The organism is Sphingopyxis sp. LC81, assembly GCF_000756375.1.
Taxonomy (GTDB): domain Bacteria; phylum Pseudomonadota; class Alphaproteobacteria; order Sphingomonadales; family Sphingomonadaceae; genus Sphingopyxis.
Genome location: NZ_JNFD01000047.1, coordinates 67,944 through 80,834, shown reverse-complemented (window position 1 = coordinate 80,834; position 12,891 = coordinate 67,944). Strand labels below are relative to the sequence as shown.

At 65.9% G+C, this 12,891-nt stretch carries 13 protein-coding genes; 4 read left to right on the top strand and 9 right to left on the bottom strand.

All coding sequences use genetic code 11. The annotated features are described in order from the left end of the window. Positions 1-60 precede the first annotated feature (60 nt). Positions 61-960, top strand: coding sequence for an RNA polymerase sigma factor RpoH (gene rpoH / locus FG91_RS20095; RefSeq protein WP_037518737.1), 900 nt, complete (start codon positions 61-63; stop codon positions 958-960). Positions 961-1,018: 58 nt separating this feature from the next. Here rpoH and FG91_RS20090 read toward each other — a convergent pair whose 3' ends face one another. Then, the gene (locus tag FG91_RS20090) at positions 1,019-1,819 is read right to left on the bottom strand and encodes a transporter (protein ID WP_037518735.1); all 801 of its coding nucleotides are present in this window, start codon (positions 1,817-1,819) and stop codon (positions 1,019-1,021) included. Between the two features lie 91 nt (positions 1,820-1,910). Here FG91_RS20090 and mtgA point away from each other — a divergent pair, with 91 nt between their 5' ends. Then, a complete protein-coding gene (mtgA, locus tag FG91_RS20085; RefSeq protein ID WP_037518732.1) occupies positions 1,911-2,618 on the top strand; it encodes a monofunctional biosynthetic peptidoglycan transglycosylase in 708 nt (235 codons plus the stop codon). Between the two features lie 17 nt (positions 2,619-2,635). Here the strand turns inward: mtgA and FG91_RS20080 are convergent, their stop codons facing one another. The 7 genes from FG91_RS20080 to FG91_RS20050 all read right to left on the bottom strand — a co-directional run bounded on the left by FG91_RS20080 (position 2,636) and on the right by FG91_RS20050 (position 9,680). Further along, positions 2,636-3,529 (bottom strand): hypothetical protein, encoded by an 894-nt coding sequence (locus tag FG91_RS20080; RefSeq protein WP_152568195.1) that lies wholly within the window; start codon positions 3,527-3,529, stop codon positions 2,636-2,638. Between the two features lie 76 nt (positions 3,530-3,605). Continuing rightward, positions 3,606-4,142, bottom strand: coding sequence for a J domain-containing protein (locus FG91_RS20075; RefSeq protein ID WP_037518727.1), 537 nt, complete (start codon positions 4,140-4,142; stop codon positions 3,606-3,608). Between the two features lie 54 nt (positions 4,143-4,196). Then, the gene (locus FG91_RS20070) at positions 4,197-4,982 is read right to left on the bottom strand and encodes a polyphosphate kinase 2 family protein (RefSeq protein WP_037518725.1); all 786 of its coding nucleotides are present in this window, start codon (positions 4,980-4,982) and stop codon (positions 4,197-4,199) included. Positions 4,983-5,067: 85 nt separating this feature from the next. After that, positions 5,068-5,940, bottom strand: coding sequence for an alpha/beta fold hydrolase (locus FG91_RS20065; protein ID WP_037518723.1), 873 nt, complete (start codon positions 5,938-5,940; stop codon positions 5,068-5,070). Positions 5,941-5,943: 3 nt separating this feature from the next. Then, positions 5,944-7,734, bottom strand: coding sequence for an aspartate--tRNA ligase (gene aspS, locus FG91_RS20060; RefSeq protein ID WP_037518721.1), 1,791 nt, complete (start codon positions 7,732-7,734; stop codon positions 5,944-5,946). A gap of 105 nt (positions 7,735-7,839) precedes the next feature. Beyond that, positions 7,840-9,351, bottom strand: coding sequence for an FAD-binding protein (locus FG91_RS20055; protein ID WP_037518719.1), 1,512 nt, complete (start codon positions 9,349-9,351; stop codon positions 7,840-7,842). Continuing rightward, positions 9,351-9,680 carry a hypothetical protein gene (locus FG91_RS20050; protein WP_037518717.1) on the bottom strand — a complete coding sequence of 110 codons (330 nt, stop codon included), beginning with the start codon at positions 9,678-9,680 and terminating at the stop codon, positions 9,351-9,353. Before FG91_RS20050 ends, FG91_RS20055 begins: the two co-directional genes overlap by 1 nt. Before the next feature lie 109 nt (positions 9,681-9,789). Here FG91_RS20050 and rnd point away from each other — a divergent pair, with 109 nt between their 5' ends. Beyond that, entirely contained in the window at positions 9,790-10,965 is a 1,176-nt protein-coding gene (rnd, locus tag FG91_RS20045) for a ribonuclease D (protein WP_037518714.1), read from the top strand. A 79-nt stretch (positions 10,966-11,044) separates the two neighbouring features. Further along, complete coding sequence (locus FG91_RS21175; protein ID WP_161785682.1) at positions 11,045-11,434, top strand: MliC family protein; 390 nt, start codon at positions 11,045-11,047, stop codon at positions 11,432-11,434. A gap of 5 nt (positions 11,435-11,439) precedes the next feature. Here FG91_RS21175 and FG91_RS20035 read toward each other — a convergent pair whose 3' ends face one another. Further along, entirely contained in the window at positions 11,440-12,891 is a 1,452-nt protein-coding gene (locus tag FG91_RS20035) for a Ppx/GppA family phosphatase (protein WP_235212117.1), read from the bottom strand.

Sequence of the window (12,891 nt, the reverse complement as noted above, 5' to 3'; positions counted from 1 at the left end):
ACCGCTGGAAGCAACCGCGGCATATTCTGACTCAAGATTCTAAAGGGAAGACGCTCTCCAATGGCTAAAAGCAATGTTCCGGCCACGGTTCCAGCGCTTGGCGGCGAAGCCAGCCTGAATCGCTATCTGGCGGAAATCCGCAAATTCCCCCTGCTGACCCCCGAGCAGGAATATATGCTCGCGCGCCGCTTTCAGGAGCATGGCGACAATGAAGCTGCGGCGCAGCTCGTCACCTCGCACCTCCGCCTCGTCGCAAAAATCGCGATGGGTTACCGCGGCTATGGCCTGCCGGTCAGCGAGCTGATCAGCGAAGGCAATATCGGCCTGATGCAGGGCGTGAAGAAGTTCGATCCCGAACGCGGATTCCGCCTCGCGACCTATGCGATGTGGTGGATTCGCGCCTCGATCCAGGAATTCATCCTGCGCTCGTGGAGCCTCGTGAAGATGGGCACCACCGCGGCGCAGAAGAAGCTGTTCTTCAACCTTCGCCGGATGAAGAACAACCTCGCGGCGTTCGAGGACGGTGACCTGTCGCCCGAACATCTGACCAAGATCGCGACCGACCTCGGCGTCACCGAGGAAGAGGTCACCAGCATGAACCGCCGCATGTCGATGGGCGGCGACACCTCGCTGAACGTGCCGATGGGCGAGGATGGCGACAGCCAGTGGCAGGATCTGCTGGGCGACGAGGGACCGCTTCAGGACGAGCGCGTCGCCGAGGCGCAGGAACGTGACGTGCGCCATTCGCTGCTGAATGAGGCGCTGGAATCGCTCAACGAGCGCGAGCGCCACATCCTGACCGAACGCCGCCTGACCGACGACCCCAAGACGCTCGAAGACCTGAGCCAAGTTTACGACGTCAGCCGCGAACGCGTGCGCCAGATCGAAGTGCGTGCGTTCGAAAAGCTGCAGAAAGCGATGCTGAAGCTCGCCGGCGACCGGCGGCTGGTGGGCGCCTGATCGGCGCCCATCCTTTGCGCCCAAGCCGACATGGGAATGCGGCAGCGGCGCGCAAACGTCAGAAGCGGCGCACGAAGCCGAAATAGAGTTCGACGTCGGGGCTGTCGCGATTGAGGCCGACGTTGGCGCCCAAATCCCACTGGCTGTCGGCATCAGGCTGCCAGCCGGCCGAGAGGCCGGCGAGCGCCTCGGTTGTGTGCCCGCCGGGGTCGCGGTCGCGGGTCAGCGACACTTCGGCCGCCATCGAGACATCGTCGGACAAGCCGAACCCAAGGCCGACCACCGAGCCATAGGCCGTATGCCGCCCGTCGCCGTCGCTATCGACGGCGGCGTCGACATGCGGCGTGAAGCCCAGCGACACGGCGCCGAGTTCGAAGCTGACCGGTACGATCATCCCCGCCCCCCAATCGCCCGCACCGACGCCCTCACCGCCCAGCGGCAGCGTGGCATAGGGCATCAGCGCGACCGAAAAGCCCGCCCCGTCGGGATTGCTCAGGTTCTGCCGCAACGCGAGCGTCACGTCGCCCGTTCGCGTCCGGCGGGTCACGTCGCCCGTCGCCCGGTCGCGTTCGCGCGCATGGCCGAGCATCGTCCAGCCAAGCTGCACCTCCAGCGACGAGGTCAGCCCGGCGCGCAGCAAGGCGTCGCCAAAGGCCCAGCTATCGCTCCGGCTGTCGGCGGTGCGATCGAGCGTCCAGTCGGCCAGGCCGATCTCGAACAGCATCGACCCCGGCTCGACCGTGCAGGCGGGTGTACCCAGCCCCGGCCGATCGGGGCAAAGCTCGCGGCGATCCTCGTTCGCGAAGGCGGGCGCAGCGGCCGTCGCGGCGGCTAGCAGCAAGAGGGATCGAAGCGGCATGCGGGGTCTTTCCTTCATCGGACAGCAGGGTTTTTTGCTCCACAAGATCAAGCCCGCTTGCCTCGAAATCGCAAGCGGCTAATTTGCCCGCATGGTAACGTCCTCCCGCGCGAAGAAGCGCAAGCTCCCCTGGTATCTGCGGCCGTTCAAATGGCTGTTCTGGTTCATTGCCGCCACCGTCTTGTGGGTGCTGCTCTATGCCGTCGTGCCGCCGCCCGTGACGTTCACGATGCTGGCCGACAGCAACGGGATCACCAAGGACTGGGAGAGCCTCTCGAACATCGACCGCAACATGGTGCGCGCGGTGATCGCGGCGGAGGACGGCAAATTCTGCAGCCATAACGGGTTCGACCGCGACGCGATCGAACAGGCGATCGAGCGCAACGCCAAGGGCAAGCGCATGCGCGGCGGATCGACGGTCAGCCAGCAGACCGCGAAGAATGTCTTCCTGTGGCAGGGGACCGGCTGGACGCGCTATGTCCGCAAGGTGCCCGAAGTGTGGTTCACCTTCCTGATCGAGAAGATCTGGGGCAAGCGCCGGATCATGGAAGTTTACCTCAATGTGGCCGAGACGGGGATCGGCACCTATGGCGTCGAGGCGGGGGCGCAGCGCTATTTCAACCATGGCGCGGGCAAGCTGACCCCCGCCGAGGCGGGGCGCATCGCCGCGATCCTGCCGCTGCCCAAGAAGCGCGCGGCGGTGAGCCCGTCGGGCTTTACGCGCCGTTACGGCAACACGATCCGCGCGCGCATCGGTGTGGTGAAACGCGACGGGCTGGACAGCTGCGTCTATAAATAGCGCGGACGCGTTCGACCCTAGCGTCGGACACGCGCACGCGTTTCGAGGTCCACGATACGGCGCTCAAGATAGTTCCGGTCATCGCTGCTCGGCGTCGTGCGGGCATAAGCGGCGTCGAGACGGATCAGGTCGCCGGCTTCGACGCGGACCTGTGCCTGCGCGGCGGCGGTGAGGCCGCTGGCGCGCAAGGCAGCGTCGATGTTGGACAGCCGAGTGCGGTTGTCGAGCACAGCGGGGCCGCCGCCATAGGCGGTATCGCCGACGCGGGCGTCGAGCGCATCGAGGCGCGCATCGAGATCTTCCTGTTCCCGGTCGCTGATCCCGTCGCGGGCGTAGGTGGCTTCGGTCTGGATCAACGCGGCATAATCGCGCTTAAGACTTGTCGCCTGCGTACGGCTCATACCGCGGGCGGCGACTCTTGCGTCCACGCGCCGGTCGAACTCGGCACGGCCGTCCGCAACCGACAATGTCGTCGAACCGCCGTCATCGGCATAGCCGCCCTCGGTCAGCGCCTGCGTCAGCGCGCCATAGCGGTCGCCGAGGTCGGTACGTTCCTGCGTCGTAAACCGGCCGTCGGCTCCATAGCGGGCTTCAAGCGCGACAAGCTCGTCATACTCGGCTTTGACGCGCGTTCCGTTGCGCGCGGTCAAGGTGCCCGATCGGACATCGGTATCGATGCGGGTGTTGAATTGGGTGCGCTGGGTCGCCAGCGGCTTGCGACCCGCCGCCCATTGCCGCTCGATCGAGGTCGACGCGCCAAGCCGATCGCCGAACAAGGTCCCAAGGATCGCGCCCACACGGTCTTCCTGGGTGGTCGACTGCTGGGTGGAATCGGTCTGCGCCAGCGCAGCGGCAGGAGCGAGGACCAAAGCCCCGGCGGCGAGTGCGGTAAAGGTTCTGATCGTGGTCACGCGACATCTCCTTGTTAAGCTTGAACAAGGAACGCCCGGTCGGGAGTGTGGTTGCTTTGGAGGCAAAGGCGACGCGTTACGCCGGCTTCCAGCTTTTACGTTCTTCGGCCTGCTTCAACACCTCGAACGCCGCCTGTCCTGCGGCAAAGCGCTTCGCGGCCTCGGCGTCGCCGGGTTTCACATCGGGGTGTGTTTCCTTGGCAAGATTGCGCCACGCCTTTTTCGTCGCTTCGAAATCGGCATCGGGTTCGAGGTCCAATATTTCGAGCGCGCGCATTTCGTCGGCGCTGCGGCTGCCATCGCCCGACCCGCCCCAGGCGTAATGTTGGGCCTTGGCATAGGCCCCGGCGTCGCGCGTCTCATTGGCCGCGCGCTCGGCGGCATCTTCGGCGCTCAATCCTTCGAAATAGTCCCAGCCGCGGTTATATTCGGCGGCGTGCGTCTCACAGAAATACCAGCGTTCGGGGCTGTTCGGCGATTTGGGCGCAGGGCAGTTGCCGGGGTTGGTGCAGCCGTGGCGATCGCAGAGGCGCACCTTCTGCGTCTCGCGCGACGAGCCATAGGGGCGCCAGCGGGGAAAACCCCAATCATCGGATCTCTTGGCGCGGCTCATCACCCCCATGTAGCGGCTGGGGCGCACGATTGCTAGCCAAGGAGGCCGAAAAACCTAGTCTTTGGGCTTGTAACCGAACGCCTTGCCCGCGAGTTTGACGACCGCAGGGTCGAGATCGGGCGGGGTCATCGGCACGATCGCCTCGAGCGCTTCGGCGATATGGGTCAGCGCCGCGATGCGCGCGGCCTTTTTATTGTTGCCGTCGATCACCTTCCACGGCGCCCAGCGCGTGTTCGTCTGCGCGAACATATCCTCGATCGCGGCAAGATAGGCCTTGCGCTTCGACCGGTTGCGATAATCCTCCGTCCCCGTCTTCCACCGCTTCCACGGATCGTCGAGGCGGTCGGCGAAGCGCTTGTCCTGCTCGTCCTGCGTGATGTGGATGAAGAGTTTCACCAGATTCGTGCGGCTGCCGGTCAGCTGCGCCTCGAACTCGTTGATCTCGTCATAGCCCTTGCGCCATTCGGCCTCGCTTGCATACCCCTCGACGCGCTCGACGAGGACGCGGCCGTACCAGCTGCGGTCGAAGATCGATATCTCGCGATTGCCCGGCAGGCGTTTCCAGAAACGCCACAGGAAATGGCGCGCCTTTTCCTCCTCATTCGGCGCGGCAATCGGCCATACCTCGAAATAGCGCGGGTCGAGCGACGCGGTCAGCCGCTGGATAATCCCGCCCTTCCCCGCCGCGTCCCAGCCCTCGAACATGATGATGCTGCGCTGGCCGTGGATGATGTGCGCGGCCTGGAGCCGTTCGAGGCGATCCTCGAGCGCGGCGAGATCGTCGGAATAGTCGCCCTCATATTTGGCGCCGGTTTCATAGTCAGAGAGCGAGATCGTCATGCCCCCTCCCCTAGCGCAAGCGGGCGCCTTCCACCAAGCCGGCGATGGCCGGTGTCATTTTCTGGCACAGGATGCGCGGGTTTGGTTACGTAGCGAGGTCCGCGAGCAGCGCGGCGACGCGCGCGGGGTCTTCCATCGGGATGAAGTGGCTGTGCTCGGCCCAGAGTTCATCGCGCGTCGCACCGATCGCCGCACCAAGCCCCGTCCAGGTCGGGCTCAGCGAGAAGTCGAGCTCGCCGCCGCGCTCGCCGGTCGGGGCGCGGATCACCGTCGAGGGAACCGCGAGATAGTGGAGCCACTCGTGCGGGCTGGTGCGCAGCGCATTCTGATAGACCGAGGCTTCGAGCGCCGGGGGGCAGGCCAGCTCCAGCGCTTCGCCGTCCGTCGCCGGAAGCAGACCATGGGTGCAATAGTCGGCAAGGACGCGCGGGTCCCAGTTCGCATAGGGCGGCCGGTCGGCGAAGCGCGCGCGCATCTCTTCGGCACTCGTCCAGCTGTTGCGGCGGCGCGCGACGGGATGCTCGGCGGGATCGGGGATCGGACTCGCTTCGACCGGATAAAAGGCCGGGTCCATGATCACCGGATCGATCAGCACGAGATGGCGGAAGGCGGCCGGCCGCTGCGACGCGAGCCGCGTCAGCGCATAGCCGCCCATGCTATGCCCACAGCCGACGAGCGGATGCCCGCCGAGCCCGTCGAGCAGCGGCAACAGCGCGTCGGATGTCGCCGCCCAGTTGGCGAGCGTCGCGGGACGGTAACTGCGCCCATGCCCGCGATGATCGGGCGCGATGACGTGCGTGCCGGGCGGCAGCGCCGCAACGACCTGATCCCAAAGCCGCGCGTGAAAGCCCGTCGCATGGAGCAGGAACAGCGAAGCGCCCTCACCGCGCTCACCCCATTCGAACCAGCAGATATCGCCTTCCGGCGTTTCCAGCCGGTGCTCCCGGGATTCGCTCACGCTTTAGTTCTTCGGACCGTCGACGAGCCGGATGCTCAGTTCTTTCAGCTGCTTTTCGCTGACCGGCGCCGGGGCGCCCATCATCAGGTCTTCGGCCTTCTGGGTCATCGGGAAAACAATGACTTCGCGGATGTTGGGCTCGTCGGCGAGCAGCATCACGATGCGGTCGACGCCCGGTGCCGATCCGCCGTGCGGCGGCGCACCGAACTTGAAGGCGTTGATCATGCCGCTGAAGTTCGCATCGACATCGGCCTGCGAATAGCCCGCGATCTCGAACGCCTTGTACATGATGTCAGGGCGATGGTTCCGGATTGCGCCCGACGACAGTTCGACGCCGTTGCAGACGATGTCATACTGGTAAGCGAGGATATCGAGCGGATCCTTGCCGGTCAGCGCGTCCATCTCGCCCTGCGGCATCGAGAAGGGATTGTGGCTGAAATCGATCTTGCCGGTGTCCTCGTCCGCCTCGAACATCGGGAAGTCGACAATCCAGCAGAATTCGAAGCGGCTCTTGTCAATCAGGTCCAGCTGATCGGCAACGCGCGTGCGCGCGAGGCCGGCAAGCTTGGCGGCCTTGCCTTCGACGCCCGCGGCGAAGAAGATGCCGTCGTTCGGCCCCAGCCCCATCGCATCGGCGATCGCCTTCATGCCTTCCTGACCGTGGTTGTTGGCGATCGGACCGCCGAACACGCCGTCCTTCTGGGTTGCGTAGCCGAGGCCCGGGAAACCTTCCGACTGCGCCCAGCTGTTCATCTCGTCGAAGAATTTGCGGCTCTTTTCGTGCGTTTCGGGCGCGGCGACGGCGCGAACCACCTGGCCTTCCTCGACCATCGACGCAAAGCGGCCAAAGCCCGATCCCTTGAAGAAATCGCCCACGTCATGGACGAGCAGCGGGTTGCGCAGATCCGGCTTGTCGCTGCCATATTTCAGCATCGATTCGCGGTACGGAATGCGCTTGAACGGCAACGGCGACACGGTGCGGCCCTTGCCGTCGAAATCGGCGAACTCCTCGAACACGCCGTGCAGGACGGGCTCGATGGCGTTGAAGACGTCGTCCTGCGTGACGAAGCTCATCTCGAAATCGAGCTGGTAGAATTCGCCGGGCGAACGGTCGGCGCGTGCGTCCTCGTCACGAAAGCAGGGTGCAATCTGGAAATAGCGATCGAAGCCCGCGACCATCAGCAGCTGCTTGAACATCTGCGGCGCCTGCGGCAGCGCATAGAATTTGCCGGGGTGGACGCGGCTGGGAACCAGATAGTCGCGCGCGCCCTCGGGGCTGCTCGCGGTCAGGATCGGCGTCTGAAATTCGGTGAAGCCCTGATCGATCATCCGGCGGCGCAGCGACGAAATCACGTTCGAGCGCAGAACGATATTCTTGTGCAGGCGCTCGCGGCGGAGATCGAGGAAACGGTTCGTGAGGCGGATTTCCTCCGGATAGTCGGTTTCGCCGAACACCGGCAGCGGCAGGCGATCGGCGGCTGACTGGACGGTCACCGCGCTCGGATAGATTTCGATCTCGCCGGTCGCGAGCTTCGGGTTGAGCGTCTCGGGCGACCGCGCGGCGACCTTGCCCGTGAAGGTCAGAACGGATTCGGGACCGAGGGCGTTGACGGTGGGATAGAGGTCCGAACCGGTTTCCACCACGATCTGGGTAATGCCGTAATGGTCGCGAAGATCGACGAAGAGCACATTCGCATGCTCGCGCGTGCGATGCACCCAGCCCGAAAGACGGACTTCCTCGCCGACGTTGGCGGCGCGAAGATCTGCGCATGTGTGGGTGCGATAGGCGTGCATTATGTTCGTCTTTCAAATGTCCGGAGGGGCGCGCAGGAAAACGCGCCGATATGGCCGCGCCTAAGGCAGGTCGGCGAGCGATTTGTCAAGGGTAGAGGGCGCAAATCAACAGGTCAGGCCGAGGTTATCGAGCACCTCGCTGCCGAACAGCGCGCGGTGCGCCGGATCGGGGAGCAGCCGGTCGCGTGCCGCGCGCCAGCGGCGGAAATCCTCGCCATAATCGGCGGCAACGCGTGCGGCGTCGAGGCGGCAGCTTTTGGCCCAGTGGCGGGTGAAGGTGATGCCCTCTGCATCGAGACATTCGACGACGCGGGCATAGGCGTCGGCGGTGCGCTGGCTGCGCGGGCCGTCGAAATCGATCACGGCATTGTGCGTAAAGCGCGCGGGGGCGAGCAGCCCCTGCGCGCGCTCCATGAAACGTATGGTGACGACGGTCGAGCCGCCGTGGCGCGCATAGACCGCGCAGATGCGTTCGAACGCGCGCGCAAGGTCGGCGCGGTCGATGGTGACCGAGGCGTTGAACAGGTCGGCGAGCGGTCGGTGCGTATCGAGCCCCTCCCCCCAGCTGCCATAGACCGGCGGCGCGTCGATATCGGGGCCGCTGGCATAACCCTGCTTCATCGCGAACTGGAGCAACGGCCCGCGCGCCCACGGATAATCGTTGAGCAATCGGCCGAGCAGGCTGAGCGCGTCATAACCGGCGCCGAGCTGGCCGGGGGTCGCGCGGGGATAATCGTCGCGCCACGGTTCGCGATAGAGGAAGCGCAGCATCGCCGGCCGCTTGAACGGCTTGTACGGATTGACGATCATCTGGACGAAATCGGGATCTTGATCGAGCGCATAGGCGGCCGAGAATCGGCGGAAATCACCCGCGGCGAGCCAGTCCAGCGCCGCCCGATCGACCTTGCGCAGATTCTGGATCGGACGGACGAGGAATTTCGGCACGCTGTCGACGACGAGCGCCGTCACGATACCAAGCGAGCCCACGGGAAGCTGCGCCGCGGCGAACATATTGTCGTCACGCAGCGCCGTCGATCCGGTCGCGGCGATGAAAGCGTCGCTCATCACGCCCGCGTCGGGCTCGATCCAGCGGATGCCGGCGGGCGTGACGATCTGCAGCGCGCGGATATGATCCTGGATGCCGCCGCGCGCGATCATCGATCCGTGGGTGCCCGTGGCAGAGGCGCCTGCGAAGGTCTGGCCATTGCCCGCGCCGCTGGTCCACAGCGAGCGGCCCTGCTCCTCGAACTTGTCCGACACCTCGTCGACGAGCGCGCCCGCTTCGACGAGCATCAGGGCGCCCGCGTCGATGCCGGGGCGGACGTCATCGGCGCCCATGCGAAAGCAGCGGTTGAAGCGGCGCGTGTGGAGCAGCCAGCTTTGCGAGCTGATATTGACGTTCGACGGCGACCAGCCCGCGCCGAGCGGCCGGACGCGGCGCTTCTCGGCCGCCGCTTGCGCCAGCCAGTCCTGCACCGACTTCGCGGCGATCGCGATCTCGTCGCGCCCGCGCTCCGCGTCACCGCTGCGCAAGGCAAAGCGGGTCGCCGCCTCGCACGTGCCGGTGCCGTGATAATTGGTCCAGCGTCCTTCCTCGCCGAGCTTCACGATCGGCATCAGGCGTCCCCCAGCGGCAGGATGCCGGCATTCGCCCGCCACGCGACGGTCACCGGGCGGAGGAAGCCGAAGGTCGCGATCGCCACCAGCATCTGGCGTCGCGTCGCGAACAGCCGCACATCGCACAGGCCGTGATCGGATTCGGGCGTAACGAACGGCTGCGCGGCCTGGGCGGCGAAGCCCCAGCCCTTCAGCGTGACCACCATCGATTCCTCATCGAGCGGCCGCGGGTTGGCGATCGATACGAATATATCCGCCTGCCCCGCGGCATATTGCCCGAAAATCAACGCAAAACCGAGCGCGGCGAGCGCCCAACCGAGCCACATCATGCCCCAAATCCCTTCGTCTTTTTCCCCAGCCGGTGTTCCGGCTTTGCGACCCGAAGAGCACGGGCAATTTTTCCTGCCCGTTCCCATCAACTAGCTGTATAGGCGCGCTATGCAAGTCCATCCGTTGATCGAAACCAACGCCGCGCTCGTCGAATTCTGCGACCTCATTCGGAACAGCGATTTCATCGCGGTCGATACCGAATTCATGCGCGAAAACACTTTCTGGCCAGAGCTTTGCCTGATCCAGGTGGCCGACCGCGACCATGCCGCGGCGATCGATCCGATGGCGCCGGGGATCGATTTGAAGCCCCTGCTCGACCTGCTCGTCGACAATGAGGATATGCTGAAAGTCTTTCATGCGGGCGGGCAGGATGTCGAAATCATCTTCAACCTGACCGGCAAGACGCCGCACCCGATCTTCGACACGCAGATCGGCCAGATGGCGCTCGGTCAGGCCGAACAGGTCGGATATTCGAACCTGGTCGAAGCATGGATCGGGCTGCAGCTCGACAAGGGCGCGCGTTTTACCGACTGGAGCCGCCGCCCGCTCGACAAGCGCCAGATCGACTATGCCGTCGGCGACGTCACCCACCTCGCCAAGATTTTCCCGATGATGCTCGACAAGCTGATCAAGACCGGGCGCGGCCATTGGCTCGACGAGGAAATGGAAAAGCTCGCCGATCCCGCGAACTACAGCGTCGATCCCGACAAGGCGTGGCAGCGAATCAAGGTCCCGACGCGCAAGCTCGACGTGCTCGGCCGGCTGCAGTCGCTCGCGGCGTGGCGCGAACGCGAAGCGCGGCAAAAGAATCTGCCGCGCGGCCGGATCGTCAAGGACGAGACGCTCGCCGACCTCGCCGCGCATCCGCCGAAGGATCAGGACGGGCTGGGCCGCGTGCGCGGACTGTCGGCGACGTGGCGCACGAATGATATCGGCGGCCGGCTGATGGACGCGATCGCCAATGCCAAGCCGATGTCGAAGGACGACATGCCCGAACGCGCGCCGCGCGGCCCGGGGCTGGGCAAGGAAGGCACTTTGGTCGCCGACCTGCTCAAGCTGCTGCTGAAAATTCGCGCGCGCGAACTGAACGTCGCGGCGCGGTTGATCGCGCGCAGCGACGATTTGGAAGCGCTCGCGGCGGGCGCGCGCGAGGGAATCCAGATGATGGACGGTTGGCGTTACGACGTGTTCGGCCACGCGGCGCTCGATCTGGTCGAAGGCCGGATGGGCTTTGCGGTCAAGAACGGCAAGCTTGTGATGAGCGAGATCGACGGCGCCGCCTGAGAAGCTACAGCCTTGCTATTGCACGGCATTGGCCGTTGCCCCATAATCGGGCGGCAGTGATGTTATGAAGGAGCAGGTCATGCGCATTCCCGTCGCCATCGCCCTCGCAATCGGTGTTGCAGGCTGCAACACCGCGCCGACAAAAACCGAAACCCCCGCCGCGGACACCGCGCAATCGACCGCGCCCAAGGCCGAAGCACCCGCAGCGGCTGCCGCGCCCGTTCGCTACAGCTGCGCCGATGGGACGACCGTCGAAGCGCGCTATCCGACCACCGACACGGCGCAGATCGTCGTCGCGGGCAAGACGGTCGACTTGAAAATCGCGACGTCGGCGAGCGGTGCCCGCTATGTCGGTGGCGGCTGGCAATGGTGGACCAAGGGTATGACCGACGGCATGTTGGCGCCGATCAAGCCCGGTGAAGAAACCGCATCGGCGGCCGGGACGACCTGCACCGCGCCCGCGGCCTAGGTCGCTCAGCCGCCTTCGAGCAAATCCACCACGGGTTCGGTGTCGAGCGCGTTCGCGAGCGCGCGCAGTCGCCGCTCGACCGCCTCGCCCATCAGATGGTGCCATTCGCGCGTGAGCGTGAGCCGTAGTTTGCCGTCGTGCATCGCGATCGAACTGCCGCCCAGCGGCGCCTGAATACCGCCGGTCAGGCGCTGCGCCAAACGGATCGCGAGCCCCCATTGGCGCGCCCGCGCCAGGCGCTCGGGCGTCACGAGACTGCCCATCGCGGGAAACTCGGCGTCGGTGCCGCCAAAGCCCGCGTACAGCGCGCGGGCAAGGAGGATGCGGCCCGGAATATCGATGCTGCGCCAGTTGCCGTGCAGGCCGATCTCGGTGCCGCGCTCGGCGCGAAAATCGGGATTCGCCGACCAGGCGACATCGCTGAGCAGGCTGGCCGCCAGGCGAACGCGGCTGTCGGCGGGAACCTCGTCAACAAACAGCGGCGCGATCCATTCGGCGATCGCGCGGCCGTGCGGCGCGAACCGCGCGAGGCGTCGGCCCTCGAATTCGGCGGCGACGATCAGCGGGTCCTGCGCGCGCGTTTCGGCATCGAGCGCCTGATAGAGCAGGCCTTCGCGAAGCCCCGACGACGACACGGTCATTTCCGGCACGTCGAGGATATTGACGAGCGCCGCGAGCAGCGCCGCCGCATCGGGCAAGGCCGCGGCGCGGTTCGACGCCATGCCCGGGATGGCGCGGAGCTCTTCGAAGCTCAACCTTTTGGTCGCGCGGAGCAGGCGGCGCAGCGCGCTGCGCGGCAATGTGTGCTGATCGAGGACCGCGAGCGGGTCTTTGGTGAGTTCGAGATCGAGGCGTGAGAGCGCGCGCCACGAACCGCCGACCAGATAGAGCGGGAGGCCGGTCAGCCCCTCTCCCGGCCAGCCCGCGGCGCGGAGCATCTTGCGGATCGCGCGTTCAAACGCCTGCTCGCCATCCTTGCGCAGCGCGGGGAGCCGGAGCACGCCGAGCGGGAAAGAGGCGCGGCGGCCGACCTTGCCGCGGGACACTTCGGCGAGTTCGAGGCTGCCGCCGCCAAGATCGACCGCGACGCCGTGCGCGTCGGGGATCGCCGACAGCACGCCATGCCCCGCAGCCTCGGCCTCCTCCTCGCCCGACAGCAGCCGGATATTCAGCCCCGCCTCGGCCGCGGCGGCGATGAAGTCGGGACCATTGACCGCATCGCGCACCGCGGCGGTGGCGACGCATTGCACGTCCTGGACGTCCATATGCTCGGCGAGCAGCGCGTAGCGCCGCAGCGCGACCAGGCCGCGTGTCGCGTCCGCGGGCGCGATGCGGCCATCGATGGCGAGCCCGCGGCCAAGACCCGCGGCGACCTTTTCGTTGAAGATCACGGCGGGTGCGCGCGCCGGTCCTTCATAGACGACGATGCGGACCGAGTTGGAGCCGATGTCGATCAC

What these genes read in the sequence shown, in the direction of transcription:
- rpoH (WP_037518737.1), top strand. Translation starts at nt 61, where the DNA reads ATGGCTAAAAGCAATGTTCCGGCCACGGTTCCAGCGCTTGGCGGCGAA.
- FG91_RS21175 (WP_161785682.1), top strand. Translation starts at nt 11,045, where the DNA reads ATGCGCATTCCCGTCGCCATCGCCCTCGCAATCGGTGTTGCAGGCTGC.
- FG91_RS20090 (WP_037518735.1), bottom strand. Translation starts at nt 1,819, where the DNA reads ATGCCGCTTCGATCCCTCTTGCTGCTAGCCGCCGCGACGGCCGCTGCG.
- FG91_RS20070 (WP_037518725.1), bottom strand. Translation starts at nt 4,982, where the DNA reads ATGACGATCTCGCTCTCTGACTATGAAACCGGCGCCAAATATGAGGGC.
- rnd (WP_037518714.1), top strand. Translation starts at nt 9,790, where the DNA reads ATGCAAGTCCATCCGTTGATCGAAACCAACGCCGCGCTCGTCGAATTC.
- FG91_RS20055 (WP_037518719.1), bottom strand. Translation starts at nt 9,351, where the DNA reads ATGCCGATCGTGAAGCTCGGCGAGGAAGGACGCTGGACCAATTATCAC.
- mtgA (WP_037518732.1), top strand. Translation starts at nt 1,911, where the DNA reads ATGGTAACGTCCTCCCGCGCGAAGAAGCGCAAGCTCCCCTGGTATCTG.
- FG91_RS20050 (WP_037518717.1), bottom strand. Translation starts at nt 9,680, where the DNA reads ATGATGTGGCTCGGTTGGGCGCTCGCCGCGCTCGGTTTTGCGTTGATT.
- FG91_RS20075 (WP_037518727.1), bottom strand. Translation starts at nt 4,142, where the DNA reads ATGAGCCGCGCCAAGAGATCCGATGATTGGGGTTTTCCCCGCTGGCGC.
- aspS (WP_037518721.1), bottom strand. Translation starts at nt 7,734, where the DNA reads ATGCACGCCTATCGCACCCACACATGCGCAGATCTTCGCGCCGCCAAC.